Annotated in this window: 18 protein-coding genes and 1 pseudogene; 10 read left to right on the top strand and 9 right to left on the bottom strand. The window is 65.7% G+C overall.

Features of this window, described 5'->3' with window-relative positions; genetic code table 11:
• Positions 1–10: 10 nt before the first annotated feature.
• The 3 genes and pseudogenes from otnK to AC1RKI_RS15590 all read right to left on the bottom strand — a co-directional run bounded on the left by otnK (position 11) and on the right by AC1RKI_RS15590 (position 3,026).
• Positions 11–1,303: a 3-oxo-tetronate kinase gene (otnK, locus tag AC1RKI_RS15600; RefSeq protein ID WP_492796361.1), complete on the bottom strand. Its 1,293-nt coding sequence runs from the start codon at positions 1,301–1,303 to the stop codon at positions 11–13.
• 67 nt (positions 1,304–1,370) lie between these two features.
• A pseudogene (ltnD, locus tag AC1RKI_RS15595) lies at positions 1,371–2,261 on the bottom strand (L-threonate dehydrogenase); the annotation flags it as partial.
• Between the two features lie 21 nt (positions 2,262–2,282).
• Entirely contained in the window at positions 2,283–3,026 is a 744-nt protein-coding gene (locus tag AC1RKI_RS15590) for a FadR/GntR family transcriptional regulator (RefSeq protein WP_341248697.1), read from the bottom strand.
• A gap of 293 nt (positions 3,027–3,319) precedes the next feature.
• On the opposite strand from AC1RKI_RS15590, the gene AC1RKI_RS15585 reads away from it, so the two are divergent.
• Positions 3,320–3,796: a GNAT family N-acetyltransferase gene (locus AC1RKI_RS15585; protein ID WP_492796363.1), complete on the top strand. Its 477-nt coding sequence runs from the start codon at positions 3,320–3,322 to the stop codon at positions 3,794–3,796.
• 21 nt (positions 3,797–3,817) lie between these two features.
• Here the strand turns inward: AC1RKI_RS15585 and AC1RKI_RS15580 are convergent, their stop codons facing one another.
• The 3 genes from AC1RKI_RS15580 to ygfZ are packed head-to-tail and all read right to left on the bottom strand — an operon-like array spanning position 3,818 to position 6,050.
• Positions 3,818–4,684: an NRDE family protein gene (locus tag AC1RKI_RS15580; RefSeq protein WP_061957743.1), complete on the bottom strand. Its 867-nt coding sequence runs from the start codon at positions 4,682–4,684 to the stop codon at positions 3,818–3,820.
• 45 nt (positions 4,685–4,729) lie between these two features.
• The gene (locus AC1RKI_RS15575) at positions 4,730–5,020 is read right to left on the bottom strand and encodes a DUF4936 family protein (RefSeq protein WP_061957742.1); all 291 of its coding nucleotides are present in this window, start codon (positions 5,018–5,020) and stop codon (positions 4,730–4,732) included.
• Between the two features lie 19 nt (positions 5,021–5,039).
• Positions 5,040–6,050: a CAF17-like 4Fe-4S cluster assembly/insertion protein YgfZ gene (gene ygfZ / locus AC1RKI_RS15570; protein WP_227459524.1), complete on the bottom strand. Its 1,011-nt coding sequence runs from the start codon at positions 6,048–6,050 to the stop codon at positions 5,040–5,042.
• 218 nt (positions 6,051–6,268) lie between these two features.
• On the opposite strand from ygfZ, the gene mltG reads away from it, so the two are divergent.
• From mltG to AC1RKI_RS15535, 7 genes are all read left to right on the top strand, one after another.
• Complete coding sequence (gene mltG, locus AC1RKI_RS15565; RefSeq protein WP_227459523.1) at positions 6,269–7,267, top strand: endolytic transglycosylase MltG; 999 nt, start codon at positions 6,269–6,271, stop codon at positions 7,265–7,267.
• A 4-nt stretch (positions 7,268–7,271) separates the two neighbouring features.
• On the top strand, positions 7,272–7,874 hold the full coding sequence (gene tmk / locus AC1RKI_RS15560; protein ID WP_227459522.1) for a dTMP kinase: 603 nt from the start codon (positions 7,272–7,274) through the stop codon (positions 7,872–7,874).
• An 86-nt stretch (positions 7,875–7,960) separates the two neighbouring features.
• Entirely contained in the window at positions 7,961–8,992 is a 1,032-nt protein-coding gene (locus AC1RKI_RS15555) for a DNA polymerase III subunit delta' (RefSeq protein WP_490713357.1), read from the top strand.
• Positions 8,993–9,106: 114 nt separating this feature from the next.
• Positions 9,107–9,538: a PilZ domain-containing protein gene (locus tag AC1RKI_RS15550; RefSeq protein ID WP_099047594.1), complete on the top strand. Its 432-nt coding sequence runs from the start codon at positions 9,107–9,109 to the stop codon at positions 9,536–9,538.
• Positions 9,539–9,581: 43 nt separating this feature from the next.
• Entirely contained in the window at positions 9,582–10,091 is a 510-nt protein-coding gene (locus AC1RKI_RS15545) for a GNAT family N-acetyltransferase (protein ID WP_061957735.1), read from the top strand.
• A gap of 42 nt (positions 10,092–10,133) precedes the next feature.
• Positions 10,134–10,931: a TatD family hydrolase gene (locus AC1RKI_RS15540; protein WP_492796367.1), complete on the top strand. Its 798-nt coding sequence runs from the start codon at positions 10,134–10,136 to the stop codon at positions 10,929–10,931.
• Positions 10,924–11,661 carry an ankyrin repeat domain-containing protein gene (locus AC1RKI_RS15535; protein ID WP_227459520.1) on the top strand — a complete coding sequence of 246 codons (738 nt, stop codon included), beginning with the start codon at positions 10,924–10,926 and terminating at the stop codon, positions 11,659–11,661. The genes AC1RKI_RS15540 and AC1RKI_RS15535 overlap by 8 nt, the downstream gene beginning before the upstream one ends.
• 1 nt (position 11,662) lies before the next feature.
• On the opposite strand, the gene AC1RKI_RS15530 is transcribed toward AC1RKI_RS15535, so the two are convergent.
• On the bottom strand, positions 11,663–12,727 hold the full coding sequence (locus AC1RKI_RS15530; RefSeq protein WP_492796482.1) for a J domain-containing protein: 1,065 nt from the start codon (positions 12,725–12,727) through the stop codon (positions 11,663–11,665).
• Between the two features lie 453 nt (positions 12,728–13,180).
• On the opposite strand from AC1RKI_RS15530, the gene AC1RKI_RS15525 reads away from it, so the two are divergent.
• Together AC1RKI_RS15525 and AC1RKI_RS15520 are read left to right on the top strand one after the other, a co-directional pair.
• Entirely contained in the window at positions 13,181–14,368 is a 1,188-nt protein-coding gene (locus AC1RKI_RS15525) for a cyclic di-GMP phosphodiesterase (RefSeq protein WP_061955060.1), read from the top strand.
• Between the two features lie 173 nt (positions 14,369–14,541).
• Complete coding sequence (locus AC1RKI_RS15520) at positions 14,542–15,882, top strand: mechanosensitive ion channel family protein (protein ID WP_150979041.1); 1,341 nt, start codon at positions 14,542–14,544, stop codon at positions 15,880–15,882.
• Positions 15,883–16,054: 172 nt separating this feature from the next.
• Here AC1RKI_RS15520 and purT read toward each other — a convergent pair whose 3' ends face one another.
• Complete coding sequence (gene purT, locus AC1RKI_RS15515) at positions 16,055–17,257, bottom strand: formate-dependent phosphoribosylglycinamide formyltransferase (RefSeq protein WP_084003898.1); 1,203 nt, start codon at positions 17,255–17,257, stop codon at positions 16,055–16,057.
• A 320-nt stretch (positions 17,258–17,577) separates the two neighbouring features.
• The gene (locus AC1RKI_RS15510) at positions 17,578–19,743 is read right to left on the bottom strand and encodes a TonB-dependent siderophore receptor (protein ID WP_061955062.1); all 2,166 of its coding nucleotides are present in this window, start codon (positions 19,741–19,743) and stop codon (positions 17,578–17,580) included.
• Positions 19,744–19,791 lie beyond the last annotated feature (48 nt).

The following is a 19,791-nucleotide window of genomic DNA, read 5'->3' as shown; positions in this document are numbered from 1 at the left end:
GTGACCTGGCTCATTGCGCGCCTCCCAGCGCCCGCAGCGCCTCGTCGAAAAAGTTCTCTCCGCCGAAGTTGCCGGACTTCAGCGCCAGTGCCAACGGCCGCGCATCGAGCGTGACCGTGGCCGGCACGCCCGGCGCAATCTGTTTGCCGATGCGCAGCGCCTGCACGCCAAGCGCCTGCACCACGGCGCCCGACGTTTCGCCGCCGGCGACCACGAAGCGTCGCGTGCCGCGCGCCTTGAGGCCCGCTGCGATGCCGGCCAGCGCGTGCTCCACCAGCTCGCCGGCGCGCGCCACGCCCAGTTCGGCCTGCACGGCCTTCACCTGGTCTGGCTGCGCGGTGGCGTAGATCAGCACGGCCGCATCGTGATCGCGTGCGAAGGCCAGCGCCTCGTCGACCACCGCATCGCCGCGCGCCAGCCGCAGCGGGTCGATCCTCAGCGCGGGGCGTTGCTGCGCGATCCAGTGGGCGACCTGCGCGTTGGTGGCGCGCGATGCGCTGCCGGCCAGCACTACGCCGTGTCCGTCGACGGGCGGCACCTGTGCGGCGTCGCTGCGCGCCGGCAGCAAGCCAGCGCGACGAAAGTTCTCGGGCAGGCCCAGCGCAATGCCCGAACCGCCGGTAATCAGCGGCAACGCTGCACAGGCTTCGCCCAGCGCCAGCAGATCGGCGTCCGAGATGGCGTCGGCAACGGCCAGACGTACGCCTTCGCCGCGCAGTGCGTCGATGCGCGCGCCGATTGCGCCCGTGCCCTGGGCCACCGTGTCGTAACGCAGCAGGCCCACTTTCGACGCGCTTTGCCGTTGCAAGACACGTACGAGGTTGGCATCGGTCATCGGGGTGAGCGGATGGTGTTCCATGCCCGACTGGTTCAGCAGCGCGTCGGCCACGAACAGGTGACCGCGAAAGATCGTGCGGCCGTTCTCGGGGAAGGCCGGACAGGCGATCGTGAAGTCGCTCCCCAGCGCATCGAGCAGCGCGTCCGATACGGGGCCGATGTTGCCCGCGTCGGTCGAATCGAAGGTCGAGCAGTACTTGAAGACGAACTGGCGGCAGCCTTGCTCGCGCAGCCAGCGTAACGCGGCCAGCGATTGCGCGACGGCATCGCGCGCGGGGATCGTGCGCGACTTCAGCGCGACGACGATGGCGTCGGCATCGGTATCGACATCGGCGCCGCTGGCCGACGCCGGCACGCCGATGGTCTGCACGGTGCGCATGCCGTTGCGCACCAGCGTATTGGCCAGATCGGTCGCGCCGGTGAAATCGTCGGCGATGCAGCCAAGCAGCGGACGGTTGCGGGTCATCGGCTCACTCCCTGGGCTTGTCGGCGGACTGGCGCGCGGACGGGTTGCCGGGCTGGTCGGTTGTGGCGGCTTTGCCCGTGGGCAGTGCGATACCCGGAAAGATCTTGATGACGGCCGAATCGTCTTCGCCGCCATGGCCCGCGGTGGACGCCATCATGAACATCTGGTGCGCCGCGGCGGACAGCGGCAGCGGAAACTTGCTGGTGCGCGCGGTATCGAGCACCATGCCAAGATCCTTGACGAAGATGTCGACGGCCGACAGCGGTGTGTAATCGCCGGACAGGATGTGCGGCACGCGGTTTTCGAACATCCACGAGTTGCCGGCGCTGTGCGTGATCACGTCGTACAGCGCGTCGGGATCGACGCCTTCGCGCAGGCCCAGCGCCATGGCTTCGGCAGCAGCGGCGATATGCACGCCGGCCAGCAACTGGTTGATGATCTTGACCTTAGATCCTGCGCCATGCGCATCGCCCAATCGGTACACCTTGCCGGCAATCGCGGCCAGCACGTCCTCGGCCAATGCATAGGCTTCGGCCGGGCCGGACGTCATCATCGTCATCTCGCCACTGGCCGCGCGGGCCGCGCCGCCGGACACGGGCGCATCGAGCATCAGCACGCCGCGCTCGGCCAGCCGCTGGCCCAGCGATTCGGCAAAACCGGGCGGCACCGTGGCGCTGGCGATCACCAGCTTGCCAGGCGCCATCGTCGTCGCGGCGCCTTGCGCGCCGAACAGCACCGCTTCGGTTTGCGCGGCATTGACCACCAGCGTGATCACCACATCGCAGCGTTCCCCCAATTCGGCCGGATCGGCGCAAGGCACGCCGCCCGCGTCGGCAAAGCGCTGCAGCACCGGCGCACGCAGATCGCAGGCATGGACCTTGAAGCCGGCGCGCAACAGCGAATGCGCCACGCCATTGCCCATCGCGCCCAAGCCAATGACGCCAATCTTTCTGGACATGAATGTCTCCTGAATTCGGGATTAATGCGCGGGGCCCGACGGCGCCGCTCCGGCGGCCGATTCGTCCGTGCCAAGCTGCGAAAGGCGGCGCGCCGCGTTGTACATGTGGTTTTGCGCGGCATTGCGCGCGGCATCGGGATCGCCGGCACGAATTGCCGCGGCGATGGCCTGGTGTTCCTCGCGAACCTGCCGCGAGAAGTCTTCGCGCCGCGCCTCGTTGGTGCGCGTGACGCGCGTGGCGGTTTCCAGATACTGGCTCAGGAACGCGAGCGTCTTGAGGAAGTACGGATTGCCGGTGGCCTCGGCGATGGCGCGATGAAACGCCACGTCGGCGCTCACGCCGTCGCCGCCCGCCAGCACTTCGGTATCGATGCGGGCCAGCGCCGCATCGATATTGGCCATCGCGGCATCGGTGCGCCGCCGCGCGGCCTGCGCTGCGACTTCGGCCTCGATCGACCGGCGCAGCTCGACAATCTGCAGCACCGATTCCAGCGCATCGACGTCGGTGTAGTCGATCCGCAGCGGCCGGATGCCGGCCTGTTCGGTCACGAACACGCCGCTGCCCTGGCGCGATTCCACCAGTCCCTCATATTTGAGCCGCGCGATGGCCTCGCGGATCACCGTGCGGCTCACGCCGAATTCCTCGGACAGCACGGCTTCGGTCGGCAGCTTCGCACCGCGCGCAAAGACGCCGCCCTGTATCTTTTCCAGCAGTTGCTCAGCCACGCTGTCCGTCAGCGCGCGCGCAGGAACTTTTTCGAACATCGCCATCACGTCATCCGGTAGTCGGGTCATCATACAAATTTCACCGGCGGATGGCAGGCGGGTTATCCCTGCCCTGTTGCGCAGGTTGGCCGATAATCGCGCGATCGAGCCGGGGGGGCGATGGCGCGCGTTGCACGGCGCATTCGCGCAGGTCCGACCTCGATCGCGAGGGTCCGCGTGGGTTCGCCCCAATTTGCCCCATTTGGATCGGTTCGCGCCAGTTCACGTCGGTTCACGCGGGTGCGCGTCGGCGTATGATTGCGCCTCTTCGCAAACTCCTTTTGCTGACCGCCATGCCCGCATCGTCCGACAAAACGCCTGTCCAAACGCCGTCCACCGAGGCGCCAGCTTCCGCCGTACTGGTCTGTGACTGGGATACCGCCCGCGAACGCGCGCGGGCCATTCGATACAGCGTGTTCGTCGAAGAGCAGGGCGTGCCGGTGGAACTGGAGTGGGACGATATGGACGCGCCGAGCTGGCACGCGCTGGCGTTTGCGCAGGATGGCACGCCGGTGGCCACCGGACGCCTGCTGCCTGACGGGCATATCGGCCGCATGGCCGTGCTCCGCGTCGCGCGCGGCACCGGCATGGGCGCCAGCGTGCTCGACGCCTTGATGGCCAAGGCCGTCGAGCTGGGCTACGGTGAGCTGATCCTCAACGCGCAGACCCACGCCGCGCCGTTCTATGCGCGCGTGGGCTTCGAGCAGGTGGGGGAAGAATTCGAGGAGGCCGGCATCCCGCACATCGAGATGCGCAAGCGCCTGGGCTGAGGCCTATCGGCGGCGCGAATCTCAGCGCGGCGCGGGGATCGTGCCGGTATCGCGCGCCACGTTCAGGCGTCCTTGATACGAGACCTCGCCGGTCTGACCGTCGGCATCGAAGCTGCGTTCGACGAAATCGAAGCGGCCGTCGTGCTTGACGCGCAGAACCGTGCTGGCGCGCGTGCCGTAGCTTGGCGAGCGGATGAACGCCGACGACAGCAGCTTTTCCCAATCGGCGGCCACGCCGGTGTCGGGCAGTTCCCAGTCGGGCGCCTGGCGGTCGTCGGCCAGCATCTGCAGATAGGCTTCGGGACTCGATCCCAGTTGCCCGCGATCCGCAGCCAGCACCTCGCACAACGCGCCCACGCGGCTGCGCACCTTGGGCCACGGCGTATCGAGCAGCGCGTTCGACAAGCCATACAGGCCCGGCTTGAGCTTCTGCGGCTGGCGCGATTTCGAGCGGTTGCTGTACCACCACAGATCGTGCAGATCGCTGGCCAGCAGGTTGAAGCCGTTGTACGCGCCGTGAGCGCCCGCCAGGGCGTGTAGATATTCATCGGGCGTCTGCTGGCCGCGCAGGAAATGGGCGACCAGCTCGCCGCGCGACCGCGCGTCGATGCGTTTTTCCGACGGCGCGCGGTAGTTGGTCAGCGCAGCAAAGCGCGGGCCCGGCAGGTGCGCGCCGTGATGTCCGTGCTGCGCGTCGCCGCCCGCGATGCCCATCCACGTGCCGGCGTCGCCGATCACCTCGGCGAGGTCGCGACCGCCCAGCACCCCGGGCGCGTCCTGCCACCAGTGCGCGGCCGCCGCGGGGCGGGCATAGAATTCGTCGCGGTTGCCGGCAACCACCAGGGCATAGTCCGGGTGAGATTGCCAGGCCACCAATATCAGGCACATATCGCTTCCTTTGCTGCGCGTTGCTGCGTGCGGATCATCGGCGGCTCACAGCGCGTCCAGGTCGACAAAACGCTCGGACAGCCGCTCGCCGCTGATCCACTGCGCCAGCCCGCTCTGGCGCCACAACCCGTCCAGCGTGGCGTCGAACGCTGGCGGCACATCGGCGTAACACTCCATCCACGTCTGCAGGCCGGCGCGGGTTTCCGGCCTGCGCATCAGCGTACCACCAATTCCCGTGGCCTCGGCCACGGTTTCCATCCAGCGGTGCCAGTGCGGCAGCGCAGCGCTGGCACGCTCGTCCGGCACCTTGAAATAGACGTAGAGATGATCGCTCATGACGTGATTCCCGGGGCGTTCAGCCGGCGGCTTGCGCCTCGTTTGGCAGTGGCACTTCGTACGGCAGCGCACGCGTGGCCAGCGCCGGACCATCGGCGCGGCCCAGATGCAGCGCACCGGCGGCCGCATCGATCTTCAGTTCCGCCAGGCCGTCCCAGCCGCCCTGCGGCGCGGCGGCAGCGTTGACGATCATGCCGCACGGCTGTTCGGGATCCTCGGGGCGAAACACCTCGGCGGCCGCGGCAGGCACATCGCCATCGCCATGCACGCGCCACATGCGACGCTTGAGCGTGCCGCGGTACTGGCTGCGCGCCACCACTTCCTGGCCCGGATAGCAGCCCTTGCGGAAATTGACGCCGCCGACCAGTTCGAAATTGATCATCTGCGGCACGAACTGTTCTTGCGTGGCGGCGGCGATGCGCGGAATGCCCGCGCCGATTTCCAGCCAATCCCAGAATGCCGGCGCGGCGCCGGCCAGCGCCTGGGCCAGCCGTGCGTGAAGCGCATCGGCCTGATCGGCGGCGGCGACGATCTGCCAGCGCGGCTCGCCTTCGGCGTCGGCCAGCCGGATTACCGTCACGCCGTCGGCATGGGCCGTGGCCAGCGGGGCGTGCGGCGCGGGCAGGCCGGCCTGCGCCAGCGCGGCTTCGGCGCCCGCACCGGCCACGCCCAGCACGCGATGCGTGGCGGACAGGTCCGACAGCTTTGCCTTGGCGCGCAGCACGAACATCGTCAGACGCTTCTGGATTGCCGGCTGGATATCGGCGGACAACTGCAGCACGATGCCCTCGGCGTCGCGCCACATCAGGAAACTGGCCATCAGGCGGCCCTTGGGCGAACAGTAGCCGGCCAGGCGCGCGGCGTCCGCGGTCAGATCTTCGACGCCATTGGTGAGCTGACTGTGCAGGAAGGTGGCGGCGTCGTCGCCAGCCACGCGGATCAGGCCGAGGCCGGCGGGCGCGGACACAATGCCGGCGCTGTGCAGCGATGCGAGGCTGTCGGCGAGGGTCGGGAAATCAGTGGCGGACATGCAGGCGGTCCTGAAAGGCGGTGAAAGATACAGATGAATGGGGGCGATTGGGCGTCGACACAAGGCATCGCGACGATGCATGGTGTAACGCTTCGCGCGTAGTGGCACATCGGCCACAAGGCTCCCGGTATTATATGGGGCTGTCGCCATTCCGACCGGCCGCTCCGCTGATCCCGACCCGCCGGCGGGGACATGGCGGCCAGTCCTTGCCATCTCACATGAAACGTCTGTTCCTGCGCCTGCTTGGCGTCCTGCTGGTCTTTGCCATCGCCGCCGCGGGCGGTTTTGCATGGTGGGCCAATCAGCCGCTGGTCCTTGCCACGTCGCCCGTGGAAGTCATCGTCAAGCCCAATTCGGGCGTGGCCAGCGTGGGCCGCCAAATCCAGCGCGGCGGCGTGCCCATCGATTCGCACCTGTTCCAGCTGCTGGCGCGCATCACCGGCCATGGCGCCGATCTCAAGGCGGGCGGCTATCAGTTCGAAACCGGCGTGACGCCGCTGGGCGTGATCGACAAGCTGGCCAAGGGCGAGGTCACGCACTACGTGGTCACCGTGATCGAAGGCTGGGAATTCCGCAAGATGCGTGCGGCCGTGGATGCCAATCCGGCGCTCAAGCACGATACGCAGGGCATGTCTGACGCCGACCTGATGAAGGCGATTGGCGCATCGGAAACCTCGCCGGAAGGGCTGTTTTTTCCCGATACCTATCTGTTTGCGCGCGGCAGCAGCGATATCGAGCTATACAAGCACGCCTATCGCGCCATGCAGCGGCGCCTGAACGATGCCTGGAACGCCCGCGCGCCGGACCTGCCGTACCGGTCGCCGTACGAGGCGCTGGTAATGGCGTCGATCGTCGAGAAGGAGACCGGCCAGGCGGCCGAACGGCCGATGATTGCCGCCGTGTTCGCCAATCGGCTGCGCAAGAACATGATGCTGCAGACCGATCCGACCGTGATCTACGGCATCGGTCCGTCGTTCGACGGCAATCTGCGCAAGAAGGATCTGCTGACCGACACCCCGTACAATACGTACACTCGCACCGGCCTGCCGCCGACGCCGATCGCGCTGCCGGGCCTGGCCTCGCTGGCCGCAGCCACCGCGCCGGCGCCAACCGACGCGCTGTATTTTGTGGCGCGCGGCGACGGCAGCAGCCATTTTTCCAATTCACTTCCCGAACATAACCGCGCGGTCGACAAATACCAGCGCGGCAAGCCATAACTTCATGCGCGGCAAATTCATCACCTTCGAAGGCATCGACGGCGCGGGCAAAAGCACCCATATCGAATGGGTGGCCGAGCGCCTGCGCGCACGCGCACCGGTCGTGACCACGCGCGAGCCGGGCGGCACTCCGCTGGGCGAGGACCTGCGCAACCTGTTGCTGCATCGCAAGATGCATCTGGAAACCGAGGCGCTGCTGATGTTCGCGGCCCGCCGCGAACACATCGCCGAAGTCATCGAACCGGCCCTGGCGCGCGGCGACTGGGTCATCTCGGACCGCTTTACCGATGCCACCTTCGCCTATCAGGGCGGAGGTCGTGGCCTGCCATGCGAGCGCCTGGAAGTCCTGGAGCAGTGGGTGCAGGGCGGTCTGCAGCCGGATCTGACATTGTTGTTCGACGTGCCGCTGGAAACCGCCGCCGAGCGCCTGGCCGGAGCGCGCACGCCAGACAAGTTCGAAGCGGAGTCGCGCGCCTTCTTTTCGCGCACGCGCGCCGAATACCTGCGTCGCGCGGCGCAGGCGCCGCATCGCTTCCGCGTGATCGACGCCACGCGGACGATCGAGGAAATTCGTCAAGAACTTGATGAAATCGTCTCAACTCTTTGATTTTTATGGTTTATATCGTCATCGTGATGTCGCCGGCAGTTACTGCGGCAACACATGAGAAAGTGGCGATAACTTACTGAATCCGCATGCTTTATCCCTGGCAACGAAAAGACTGGCAAGAGCTGGCTGCCCTACGCGGCAGGCTGCCCCATGCATTGCTGGTGCACGGGCAGCAAGGCATCGGCAAGCGCGATCTGGCGTTGCATTTCGCCCAGGGTTTGCTGTGCGAAACGCCACTGGCCGACGGGCAGCCGTGCAATGGCTGCAGCGCATGCCACTGGTTTGGGCAAGGCAACCATCCGGACTTCACCGTGGTGCGGCCGGAGGCGCTGGAGACCGGCGCGGGCAACGATGCGGACAGCGACGCCGAGAGTGGCAGCAAGAAAAAGGCGCCCAGCAAGATCATCCGCATGGAGCAGGTGCGGGCGCTGATCGAGGCGGTAGGCGTCGGCACTCACCGGGCCGGATTGCGCGTCGTCGTGGTGTATCCGCTCGACGCATTGCAGACCGAAGGCGCCAATGCCCTGCTCAAGACGCTGGAAGAGCCGCCGCCGTCGACCGTTTTCCTGCTGGTGACCGACCGTATCGACCGCGTACTGCCGACGATCCTGTCGCGCTGCCGCCAGTTTTCCGTGACGCGCCCGACGGCCGATGAGGCGCTGGCCTGGCTGCGCAGCCAGGGCGTGGCCGATGTCGAGGCGCAACTGGCGCTGGCGGGCGGTTCGCCGCTGACCGCGATGCACGCCGCCGAAGCAGAGGAACAGCCGCTGCAGCGCTGGCTGGTCGGTCAGCTCGGCAACGGCGCCGCGTTCGATGCGTTCGCCGCCGCCGAACAATTGCAGAAGCTGCCCGTGCCGGCGATCCTCGGCACGCTGCAGCGCTGGACCTACGATCTGTTGGCGCTCTGCCTGGGCACCGGCGTGGCGCGGTATTTCCCCAAGGAACACGCCGCGCTTGAACGTTGCGCCCGCGCCACCGACGCGCATCGGCTGCAGGCGTTCGCGGGCCGGCTGGTCAATCATCGCCGCAGCGAAAACCATCCGCTGGCGGCCCGGCTCGTGATGGAATCGGTATTTCTCGACTATCGGCAATTGTTCGGGTCCGGCGCTGCAAAGTGATGGCGCGGGGCGACAAAGCCATAGGCATTGTGATACGCACGTGGTAAAAATCGAGCGACGCAGTTCCACGATAAATAGCCCGCGCAAAGCGGGCATGCAGCAAGGGGTCAAACAATGAATGCACCAGTCACGATGCCGCCACGCGCGGCAACGGCTGCGCCTGGGAATCCGCCTGCCGCCAGCGGCGGCGCGGCAGCTCCGGGCGCGCCGCAGCGTCCCAATGTGCTGTCGCTGTCGATCAAGGACCAGGCCGGGCTCTACGGCGCCTACATGCCATTCCTGACGCACGGCGGCATCTTTGTACCGTCGAACCGCCCGTTCCGGCTTGGCGAACAGGTTTTTCTGGTGCTTTCATTGCTGGATCGGCCGCAGAAATACCAGATCCAGGGCACCGTGGCATGGATCACGCCTGTCGGCACGCCGCTCAAGACGCCCGGCGTGGGCGTGCACCTGCCCGATGACGACAACGGCCGCGCCCTGAAGCGCGCGGTCGAGGAACTGTTGGGCAAGACCGTCGAATCGGGGCGTCCCACGCAGACTTTGTAACCTGATAAATTGCGCGAAGATTATTGCGCAAATACCTGTATTTATGAGTAATTCTGGTTTCACCGTGCGCCTTGCCACGCGTCAGGATCTGCCTGGCATCGTCGACATCTATAACAGCACGGTGCCGTCGCGCATGGTGACGGCCGACACGGCGCCGGTCACCGTGCAGTCGCGCGAAGCATGGTTCGACGCCCACCAGCCCGAGCGCCGCCCGCTATGGGTGTGTACGGCCGCCGACGGCCGGATGGCCGGTTGGGTCAGTTTTTCCGATTTCTATGGCCGTCCCGCCTACGGCGCCACCGCCGAGGTGTCGATCTATCTGCACGAAGCGTTTCGCGGCCAGGGGCTGGGCCGGTATCTGCTGGAACAGGCTATCGCCCATGCGCCCAAGGTCGGCGTCAATACGCTGCTGGGCTTCATCTTCGGCCACAATGCGCCAAGCCTGGCGCTGTTCGAGCGGCATGGCTTCGTGCGATGGGGCGACCTGCCGCGCGTAGCCGTGCTCGATGGCATTGAACGCGATCTCGTGATCGTCGGCCGTCGCCTGGACTGACGCGGCGCGACACCGTCCGCGTCCAAAAAACCGAGAATCCCGATGTTTGTCGATTCCCATTGCCATATCGATTTTCCCGAGCTGGCGCAGCGTCTGCCGCAACTGCTCGAAAACATGAAGACCAACCAGGTCACCCATGCGCTGTGCATCTCGGTGACGCTGGAGGATTTCCCGCGGGTGCTGGCGCTGGCCGAGCAGCATCCCAACCTGTATGCGTCGGTGGGCGTGCATCCCGATTACGAGGAAGATGCCGAAGAGCCGACGCTGGAACGGCTGGTGACGCTGTCCGCGCATCCGCGCGTGGTAGGCACCGGAGAAACCGGCCTCGATTACTACCGCCTGAACGGCCGCAGCATCGACGAGATGGAATGGCAGCGCGAGCGCTTTCGCACCCATATCCGCGCGGCGCGGCAGACCGGCAAGCCGCTGATCATCCATACGCGGTCGTCGGCGGACGATACGCTGCGACTGATGCGCGAGGAAAACGCGCGCGAAGCGGGTGGCGTGATGCATTGCTTCACCGAGACATGGGACATCGCCCGGCAGGCGCTGGACGAGGGCTTTTATATCTCGTTTTCGGGCATCGTCACGTTCAAGAGCGCGGCCGACCTGCAGGAAACTTCGAAGAAGGTGCCGCTGGACCGCATGCTGATCGAGACCGATTCGCCGTACCTGGCACCCGTGCCGTATCGCGGCAAGACGAATGAGCCGGCATGGGTGCGTCATGTCGGCGAATTCATCGCCGGCCTGCGCGGCGTGCCCGTGGAAACCGTCGCGGAACAGACGACCGAAAATTTCTTCCGACTGTTCAAGCACATAGATAGGAATGCTCATGCTTGATATGAAGATTCGACGACTGGCCGCGGCGATGGCGCTGGTGGGCTGCGGCGCGCTGGCGGGTTGCGCGCTGGTGCACGCCGCGCCGGCCGACGATATGCGCAAGGCGGTGGAATTCGACGACGGCAATACGGTGCAAAAGCTGCTGGCCAAGGGTGTCGATCCAAACCTGGTCGATAACCGTGGCAATCCAATGCTGGTGGTGGCGCTGCGCGAGAAATCGACCAAGGCGGCCACGGCGCTGATCAAGGCGAAAAATATCGACTTCGACAAGACCAATCCGGCCGGCGAGAACGCGCTGATGATGGCCAGCCTGCAAGGCGAGCTAGACATGGTCAAGCTGATGGTCGACGGCATGGAAGCCGAGGTCAACAAGAAGGGCTGGGCGCCGCTGCACTATGCGGCCACCAACGGCCACAACGATGTGGTGAAGTATCTGGTCGACCACGCCGCCTATATCGATGCGGAAAGTCCCAACGGCACCACGCCGCTGATGATGGCGGCGCGCGGCGGCCATATCGAGACCGTCAAGCTGCTGTTGGACGAGGGCGCCGACATGCGCCTGAAAAACCAGCAGGGCATGACCGTGATCGACTTTGCCGACCAGTACAACCAGAAAGAAATTGCCGATGGCCTGAAGTCGCGCTGGCAAAAGCTCTACGGCAACCTGCCGGCGCCTGCCCCGAAGCCCAAGCCATGGACGCCTGACGGCCAGCAGCCGAAGGCCAACTGAGTCAGGGAAAATCGCGCTCGCTGATCATCGCCGAGCGCGATTTGCCTTCCGGCACCGTCTGCAGCGTGAGGATGGTACGTCCGAAACTGGTGCCGCCGTTCTCCTTCGCTTGCGACAGTTCGAAGCGCTCCGAGCGAAAAATCTCCCCCGTATCGAGGCTTTGATAACGGATGTCGTAGCTGCCCGGCGAGATGTTCTCCATCGTGAACGACGATCCGCCGCGCACGAAGCTCGTCCGCACCGGCAGCGGCGTATTGCCGTCGAGGGCCACCAGCTTGACCAGCACGTCCGACAGACTGCGCGCGTTGTCGACCGTCAGCGTCGACAGGCCACGGTCGTTCAGCACCGGATAGCCCGACAGATATCCAGAATGCGCCGGCCATGGCAGGCCGCGCGGTGTCAGCGCGGGCCGCTGATACTTGCCGGTGCGCGCGGCCGCGCCCGTCTCTGACGCGGCGGCCCGGGGCGCTGCCGTGGCGCCGCTTGCCTGTGCGGATTTGATGATTTGCGACGCACGGTGCTCGGGCGTGGCTTCGCTCGCGCCAGACCAGTCGCCCAGCAGGATCACGATCACCGCGCCAACCGCCGCGTACAGCGCGAACGAGCCGTACCTGGGCAACGGCATCGCCGGACCGTCGTTGCGGTCCTGACGATCGGGACGGGGACGGCGGGCCTTGCGGCGTCGCGGCGGCGCATCCCAGTCGGGTTCGGCCTCGGGCTCGGGCGCGGGCTGCGGTGTCGGCCGGGCGGCAGGCCGTGGCGGCGGCTGCGTGGCCCGACGCTGCGCCTGCGCCGCAGCCGCCGCTCGCTGGGCCTGGGCGCGCCGCTGCTTCTGTTCCGCCTCGCGCTTTTCCTGTGCGGCAATCCACTGATCATGCTCAGCGCGCCGCGCCGGATCGCGCAGCACTTCGTAGGCCGCGTTCAGCAGCCGCATGATGCGATTGGCTTCGTCGCTGTCGGCATGGCGATCGGGATGGTACTTCTGGCTCAATGACTTGTACGCGGCCCGAATCACTTCCGGGGGCGCATCGCGTGAAACCTTGAGGTTGTCGTAATGGGTATGCATCAAGCGGAAAGGACGCAATATCGGTGGTCGACAACAAATAACGGCAATACGGCCGCTTTTTTCAAGTCCGCAGCGCCGCGCGCACCTTGGCTGACCGTTGCCGATTGTTGATGCCGGCCCGCCGGCCGGTCTGCGGGCTGGCGAACAAAGCGCGCACGTTCGGCGCAACATGGCGTCACCACGCCGAATCGCGGCCGAAGCCAGCGGTGTTGTATTTTGGCGCATGACGATGGGATGGCCCGGACTTTTGGCATGCTGTCCGTCGGCGCGCGAAAGCGCGGCGAAACGGGTTGGATCGCGGGTCGGATCGGCTTCGCGTCAGAAAAAGCTAAAGAAATCCGGTTGCCTGCCGATAATGGCGGCCAACAAGAAGTATCAGAGAAGGGGCCTGCCAAGAGCCCCGCTCACGGGATGCGCGAAGCGCGCTTCGCACCCATTGATAGGGGCAAGTACATGCTGAGAAGAATCAAGGCAGAGCAACTGCAGATAGGCATGTTTGTGGCAAGGCTGGGCGGACCATGGATGAACCATCCGTTCTGGCGCTCGCGCTTTCTGGTCACCAGCGACGAGCAGGTGGAGCAGATCCAGGCGGCCAACGTGCAGGATGTCTGGATCGACATATTGAAGGGACGCAATCTGCCGACTCCGGCCGCACCGGAGATGATGGAGGCCGATGTCGACGACGCTCCCGAATGCAGCTTCGAAGAAGAACTGGAGCGCGCGCGTGAGCTGATCAAGTCGGGCCGCGCGCTAATCGGCAACCTGTTCAACGACGTGCGCATGGGCCGTGCCCTGGAAACCCATGGCGCGCTGCTGCTGGTGGATTCGGCATCGGCGTCGCTGTCGCGCCATTCCCAGGCGCTGCTGGCGATGGCGCGGCTCAAGGCCAAGGACGACTACACCTATCTGCATTCGTTTTCGGTCTGCGCGCTGATGATCGCGGTCGGACGCAACCTCAAGCTGCCCGATGGCGAGGTACGCGAGCTGGGGCTGGCCGGCCTGGTGCACGACATCGGCAAGCTCACGCTGCCCGAATCGCTGCTGATGAAGGCCGGCGACCTGACGCCCGCGCAGGAAGAGCAGATGCGCCGCCACCCGTCGGCCGGCTATCGGATCCTCAACGAGGCGCGCCTGTACACCAACATTCCGCTCGATGTCTGCGTGCACCACCATGAGCGGGTGGACGGCCGCGGCTATCCGTTCGGTCTGCTGGAGCACGAAATCAGCATCCACGCAAAGATCGCGGCGATTTGCGATACGTACGATTCGCTGACCTCGCCGCGACCCAATCATCTGGCGTGGTCGCCGGCGCGCGCGATGGAATACATCGCCGTGCGGGTGGACACGTTGTTCGATCGCCGCGTGTTCAAGGCGTTTACGCGCACGGTCGGCATCTATCCGCTGGGCACCGTGCTGCGCCTGCGCTCGGGGCGCCTTGCCGTGGTCTGCGGCCAGAACGACAACGAAGCGCTGCGCCCGCGCGTCATGGCGTTCTATTCCGTGGCGGAGTCGCGTCCGCTGCCGCCCGAAGTGCTGGATCTCACGCAGAGCGAGGACACCGTCATCGCTTTCGAGGACGCGCGCCAGTGGGGCTTCACCGACGAGCAACTGATGGCGATGTACGCACCGCACGCCAAATGACGGCGCGGCGGCCGCCTGTGCGCGCGCCGCGCGCCGCGGGCGGCCATGCCGATCGCCTGAGACGATTCTGAAAAATCGGGGAAATGCCAGAATCCGCCGCCGCAAATGATGGCAGCAAGGCGCGCGGCGGGTAGACTTGCGGCTTGTCTGGCTGAATCCATGCATCATCCCCCATGAATTTCGACGCTCTGCTTGAGCTTTTCGAGCAACGCATTCCGGCTCATCCGTGGGCCCAGGTATCGCTGTATGTGCTGGCGCTGGTGCTGATCGCGGGCATCGCGCAGTGGCTGGTCGCGCGCGTCGTGGGACGCCTGGTCTACCGCGTGCTGAGCCTGTCCGGCAATGCCGACTGGGCCACCGCGCTGCTGCGCCACCGCACCTACCGCCGGCTGGGCTACGCGGTGTTCCTGGCCGTGATCACGGTCGGCGTAAGCCAGGTGCCCAACCTCGGCAAGTTTTCGATCCTGATCGAGCGGCTGGCGCACGCGGGCACCTGGATCAGCGTGTTCCTGATGCTTTCCGGCGTGCTCGGTGCCTGGCAGAGCGTCTTTGCCAACAGCCGCCGCGCGCAGACGCGCTCGATCAAGGGTTATGTGCAGATCGCCCAGCTTGCACTGTGGCTGGTCTGCGCCGTGCTGGTGCTGTCGATCCTGATCGACCGTTCGCCGTTGTGGATGCTGTCCGGTATCGGTGCGCTGTCGGCGGTGCTGCTGCTGGTCTTCAAGGACACGCTGCTGTCGTTGGTGGCCAGCACGCAACTGACGTCGAACGACATGCTGCGTATCGGCGACTGGATCGAGATGCCGCAATCCAACGCCGATGGCTTTGTGATGGACATTGCGCTGCACACGGTCAAGGTCAAGAACTGGGACAACACCGTCACCACGGTGCCTACCTACAAGCTGTTCTCGGAAAGCTATCGCAACTATCGTCACATGTTCGAGTCCGGCGCGCGCCGTATCAAGCGCACGCTGCGTATCGACGCCACGACGGTGCGGTTCCTGGACGACGCCGAGGTCAAGGCGCTGATGCGCTTTCGGCTGCTGCACGACTATCTCGAGGTCAAGCAGCAGGAAGTGGAACAGACCAATCGGGCGCTGCTGGGCGAAAACACCGACCCCGTCAATCGCCGCCGATTAACCAATGTCGGCACGTTCCGCGCCTATGGCATCGCGTTCCTGCGCGCCCATCCCGATATCCACCAGGACCTGCTGCTCAATCTGCGCATGATGGAGCCCGACTCGCAGGGCATTCCGATCGAGGTCTACTGTTTCAGCACGCGCACGGGCTGGATGGATTACGAGCGCATTCAGGGCGATATCTTCGATCACCTGCTGTCGATCCTGCCCGAGCTGGGATTGCGGCTCTATCAGGCGCCGTCCGGCGCCGATCTAAGCGGCCTGCGCGATCATTCTCCGCAGGGTGCCCATGCGGCGCTGGCTGCGGCGGCCGCCGATCCGGGCGCGCGCGACCCGGTCGGCGCGCATACGGACCGCGCGGACCGGGTAGCGTGATGGTTAGCGGTGTCAGCGGACGGCGACACGACTAATTGCGGCACGCCGGACTGCTGCGGCGCCGCGGACTGCAACGCCGCGGACTGCAACGCCGTGGACTGCGACACCGCGGACTGCGACACCGCGGACTGCAATACCGCGGCTGGCCCTGCGATGGTCTGCGGTGCTACGGCTAGGCCTTGCGCGGCTTGACCTTGCCAGCGGCTTCCTTGGCGCGTGCGCGTGCGGTCTCGACGTCGTCGGCGTAAGCCAGCGCCACGCCCATGCGGCGCTTGGTGAACGATTCGGGCTTGCCGAACAGTCGCAGTCCCGTCTGGGGAACGCGCAGTGCGTCGTCCACCCCGTCGAAGACGATGCCTTCGGCGTCCACGCCGCCGTAGATCACGGCGCTGGCGCCCGGTGCGCGCAGGGCAGTGCTGACCGGCAGGCCCAGGATTGCGCGCGCATGCAGTTCGAATTCGTTCTGCCACTGGGTGATCATGGTGACCATGCCGGTGTCGTGCGGACGCGGGCTGACTTCGCTGAACCAGACCTGTTCACCCTTGACGAACAGCTCCACGCCGAACAGGCCCTGGCCACCCAGATCGGCAGTCACGGCGCGCGCGATATGCTGGGCGGTCTGTAGGGCCTTGGGATGCATCGGGTGGGGCTGCCAGCTTTCAACGTAGTCGCCCGCCACCTGGACGTGACCAATCGGCTCGCAGAAATGTGTTTCCACCTCGCCATTGGCGCCCGGCGCGCGCACGGTCAGCAATGTGATCTCGTAGTCGAAGTCGATAAAGCCTTCGACAATGATGCGGCCGTGGCTGACACGGCCGCCTGCCATGGCGTAGTCCCATGCCGCCTTGACGTCGGCCGGGCCGTCAATCTTGCTCTGGCCCTTGCCCGAGCTGCTCATCACGGGTTTGACCACGCACGGATACCCGATGCCGCCGTCGATCGCGGCCTGCAGTTCTTCCAGCGAATCGCAGAACTTGTAGGGGCTGGTCGGCAGGTTCAGGGTCTCGGCGGCAAGGCGGCGAATGCCTTCGCGATCCATCGTCAGGCGCGCGGCGCGCGCCGTGGGAATCACGCGGACCACGCCGGCGGCTTCCAGCGCTTCGAGCATCGGCGTCGCGATCGCTTCGATTTCCGGCACAACCAGATCGGGCCGTTCGGCTTCGATCAGCGCCTTCAACTGCTCGCCGTCACTCATGGTGATCGTGCGCGCGTGATGCGCCACCTGCTGGCCGGGCGCGTTTTCATAGCGGTCGACGGCGATGGTTTCCACGCCCAGCCGCTGCAGTGCGATCAGCACTTCCTTGCCTAGCTCGCCGGAGCCCAGCAGCATGACTTTGGTGGCGGACGGGGAGAGGGGAGTTCCAAGAGTGGTCATGGGGCGGCTCGGGCAGGGAAAGAAAAAACGCGATTGTATACGGCCCGCGGCCGCGCCGGACAGGTGGGGCCACAAAACGAAATTGCCCCGCCGATCGCTCGGTTGGGGGCATCCTCGGGCAGACGGCAGACGGCAGACGGCAGGCGGCAGACGGCAGACGGCAGACGGCAGACGGCAGACGGCAGACGGCAGACGGCAGGCGGCAGGCGCCAGGCGGGGGGCAACGCATCGACGCATCGGGGCGTCAGGGCATCAACCCGTCGGATCGTCAGACCGTCGCATGGCGATCCAGCGATCCGACGTCCCGAAAATCCGGTGCTTCAGTACGAGATCTTTGCGCTCAGGCTGATGGCGCGGGGATCGGCGGGCTGGATGTAGTTGGCGTACTGGAAGCCCCAGTAGCGCTTGTTGGTCAGGTTGGTCACGGCCGCGCGCAGCGTCAGGTACTTGCCGGCAACGCGCGTGTTGTACGTGGCGCCAAGGTTGAACACCGTGTATCCGCCCAGCGTCAGGTCGCCCTCGGGGCGCACCTTGGTAGTGCCCGTGTATTTGCCATCGATGCCGAGCTTGAGGCCCGGCACAAAAGGCACGCGGTACGCAACACGGCCTGTCAGGATGAAGTTGGGTGCGCCGGCGACGCGATTGCCGACGTTGAATTCGCCTTCGCTGTAGTAGCTGTCGAGGTACATCGCGCTGCCGCCCACTTCCCATTGCGACCCGATGCGCGCGGCGCCCGCCAGTTCGGCGCCCTGGTAGATCGACTGGCCATCCTGGACGAACACGTTCTGCGAGTTGACATACTCCGCGCGACGTTCGATGCGGAACAATGCAGCCGTTCCGTTCCAGTTGCCTTGCTCGGTCTTTGCGCCCAGTTCGTACTGGCGGCTCTTGGCCGGCGTCAGCGCGGCGCCCGAGTTGGCATAGAACGTCGATACCACGCCGCCGCCATCGAACGATTCCACATAGCTCGCGTACAGGGTGGTGCTCGGCAGCGGCTTGAACATGATGGCCGCCGTCGGCGTCAGCAGGCCGTTCTTGGTGTATTGCGTGTCGCCGCCGGTGCTGCCCGGCACGCCATAGCCGTTCTGCTCGTAGTTCGTCACGCGCAGGCCCGCCAGTACGGACCAGCGCTCGGTCAACTGGATCGTGTCGCTGACGAAAGCGGCCTTCTGCGTGGTGTCGCTGGCGCGGTACTTGTTGAATGCGGTAGCGCTGTAATAGACGCCGGTGTACGGCGCAAACAGATTGCCGCTGGCCAGCGGCGTGTTGACAAAGTTGCTGCTGTAGCGATCGATCTGTTCCTGCCAGCTCAGGCCCGCCACCAGTTCATGCTTGAACGGACCGGTGCGGAACTTGCCTTCGACCATCGTCGTCCAGTTGCTGAACTGCTGGCTTTCGGCGCCGTCGTAGCGCAGATCGGTGTAGTCGCCGGCCGCATTCGACAGGAACAGCGTCGATTCATTGCGGCTGCGCGATTGCTTGCTGAAGCTGTAGAGCGTGCTGACCGTCCAGTCGTCGTTGAGCTTGTAGCGCAGTCCGGTCTGATATACCTGCAGGTTCGAATAGAAATGGGTGTCCGATCCGCCGTACCGGCCGCCGCGGCCACTGATCACGCTTGGCAGCTGGCCGTTGGGCGCAATGCCGCCGACATAGAACGATGGCGTGCCGCCCCAGCTGTTGCGGTCCTGATAGATGCCGTCGAACGTCCAGGTCAGATCGCGCGTGATGCGCGCATCGAGGCCGAGCGACACAGAATTCCGATTCAGCCCCACCGCGTTGGACGGCTTGCCTTCCTCGTGCGTCAGGTTCAGCCGATAGCCGAACATGTTGTCCGGGCCGGCGCGGCCGCCCACATCCACATGCTCGGACCAGACGTGCGACGAGCGGAAGCCTAGTTCCGCGCTGGCGGTAAATGTGTCGGTCGGCTTCCGGGTCACGTAGTTGATCGTGCCGCCGGGATTGCCAAAGCCGTACATAAAGCCCGATGCGCCCTTGAGCAGCTCCACCTGTTCGAGTTGCTCGTATGGCAGCGTCAGGCCGTAGCTGATGAACGGCATGCCGTTGATCTTGAACGCATTGCGCCAGTCCAACTGCAGGCCGCGCACCGTGGTGTAGGCCGCCCAGGCATTGGTCGCGTTGCTGTTGTCCGAGACCGACGCATCGGTAAAGAACACGTCACCCAGCTTGGCCACCTGGCGGTCGGCGAGGTCGTCGCTGGTGAACACGGCGGTCGAGAATGGCGTGTCCAGTTGCGATTTGCTGCCAAGCGCACCACCCGACGTTTTCTTGTCGAGCGGCTGGCCGATCTCGATATCCTGCTTCGCGCTGACGGTCACGGCGGGCAACGCCGCCTCGGTGGCCGTCTGGGCGTACGCGGTGGCGCACAGCGGAAATCCGGCGACGACGGCGAGGCGGGCAAATGCGGCGAGGGGACGGATGCGCGAAGGCGCTTGCGGTCGGCGCAGGGCCGACGACGAAGTGGACATCATGGTACGGTGGCTCGTAGATGTAAATGTAAACACGAATGCGAACGA

Source organism: Cupriavidus sp. GW822-FHT06G04, from assembly GCF_058799075.1.
The sequence above is the reverse complement of the archived record's forward strand: the minus strand, read 5'-3'. Positions and strand labels throughout refer to the sequence as shown.

What these genes read in the sequence shown, in the direction of transcription:
- AC1RKI_RS15520 (WP_150979041.1), top strand. Translation starts at nt 14,542, where the DNA reads ATGAATTTCGACGCTCTGCTTGAGCTTTTCGAGCAACGCATTCCGGCT.
- ygfZ (WP_227459524.1), bottom strand. Translation starts at nt 6,050, where the DNA reads ATGTCCGCCACTGATTTCCCGACCCTCGCCGACAGCCTCGCATCGCTG.
- AC1RKI_RS15535 (WP_227459520.1), top strand. Translation starts at nt 10,924, where the DNA reads ATGCTTGATATGAAGATTCGACGACTGGCCGCGGCGATGGCGCTGGTG.
- AC1RKI_RS15555 (WP_490713357.1), top strand. Translation starts at nt 7,961, where the DNA reads ATGCTTTATCCCTGGCAACGAAAAGACTGGCAAGAGCTGGCTGCCCTA.
- AC1RKI_RS15590 (WP_341248697.1), bottom strand. Translation starts at nt 3,026, where the DNA reads ATGTTCGAAAAAGTTCCTGCGCGCGCGCTGACGGACAGCGTGGCTGAG.
- AC1RKI_RS15510 (WP_061955062.1), bottom strand. Translation starts at nt 19,743, where the DNA reads ATGTCCACTTCGTCGTCGGCCCTGCGCCGACCGCAAGCGCCTTCGCGC.
- AC1RKI_RS15580 (WP_061957743.1), bottom strand. Translation starts at nt 4,684, where the DNA reads ATGTGCCTGATATTGGTGGCCTGGCAATCTCACCCGGACTATGCCCTG.
- AC1RKI_RS15550 (WP_099047594.1), top strand. Translation starts at nt 9,107, where the DNA reads ATGAATGCACCAGTCACGATGCCGCCACGCGCGGCAACGGCTGCGCCT.
- AC1RKI_RS15575 (WP_061957742.1), bottom strand. Translation starts at nt 5,020, where the DNA reads ATGAGCGATCATCTCTACGTCTATTTCAAGGTGCCGGACGAGCGTGCC.
- AC1RKI_RS15530 (WP_492796482.1), bottom strand. Translation starts at nt 12,727, where the DNA reads ATGCATACCCATTACGACAACCTCAAGGTTTCACGCGATGCGCCCCCG.
- purT (WP_084003898.1), bottom strand. Translation starts at nt 17,257, where the DNA reads ATGACCACTCTTGGAACTCCCCTCTCCCCGTCCGCCACCAAAGTCATG.
- otnK (WP_492796361.1), bottom strand. Translation starts at nt 1,303, where the DNA reads ATGACCCGCAACCGTCCGCTGCTTGGCTGCATCGCCGACGATTTCACC.
- AC1RKI_RS15545 (WP_061957735.1), top strand. Translation starts at nt 9,582, where the DNA reads ATGAGTAATTCTGGTTTCACCGTGCGCCTTGCCACGCGTCAGGATCTG.
- AC1RKI_RS15585 (WP_492796363.1), top strand. Translation starts at nt 3,320, where the DNA reads ATGCCCGCATCGTCCGACAAAACGCCTGTCCAAACGCCGTCCACCGAG.
- AC1RKI_RS15540 (WP_492796367.1), top strand. Translation starts at nt 10,134, where the DNA reads ATGTTTGTCGATTCCCATTGCCATATCGATTTTCCCGAGCTGGCGCAG.
- mltG (WP_227459523.1), top strand. Translation starts at nt 6,269, where the DNA reads ATGAAACGTCTGTTCCTGCGCCTGCTTGGCGTCCTGCTGGTCTTTGCC.
- tmk (WP_227459522.1), top strand. Translation starts at nt 7,272, where the DNA reads ATGCGCGGCAAATTCATCACCTTCGAAGGCATCGACGGCGCGGGCAAA.
- AC1RKI_RS15525 (WP_061955060.1), top strand. Translation starts at nt 13,181, where the DNA reads ATGCTGAGAAGAATCAAGGCAGAGCAACTGCAGATAGGCATGTTTGTG.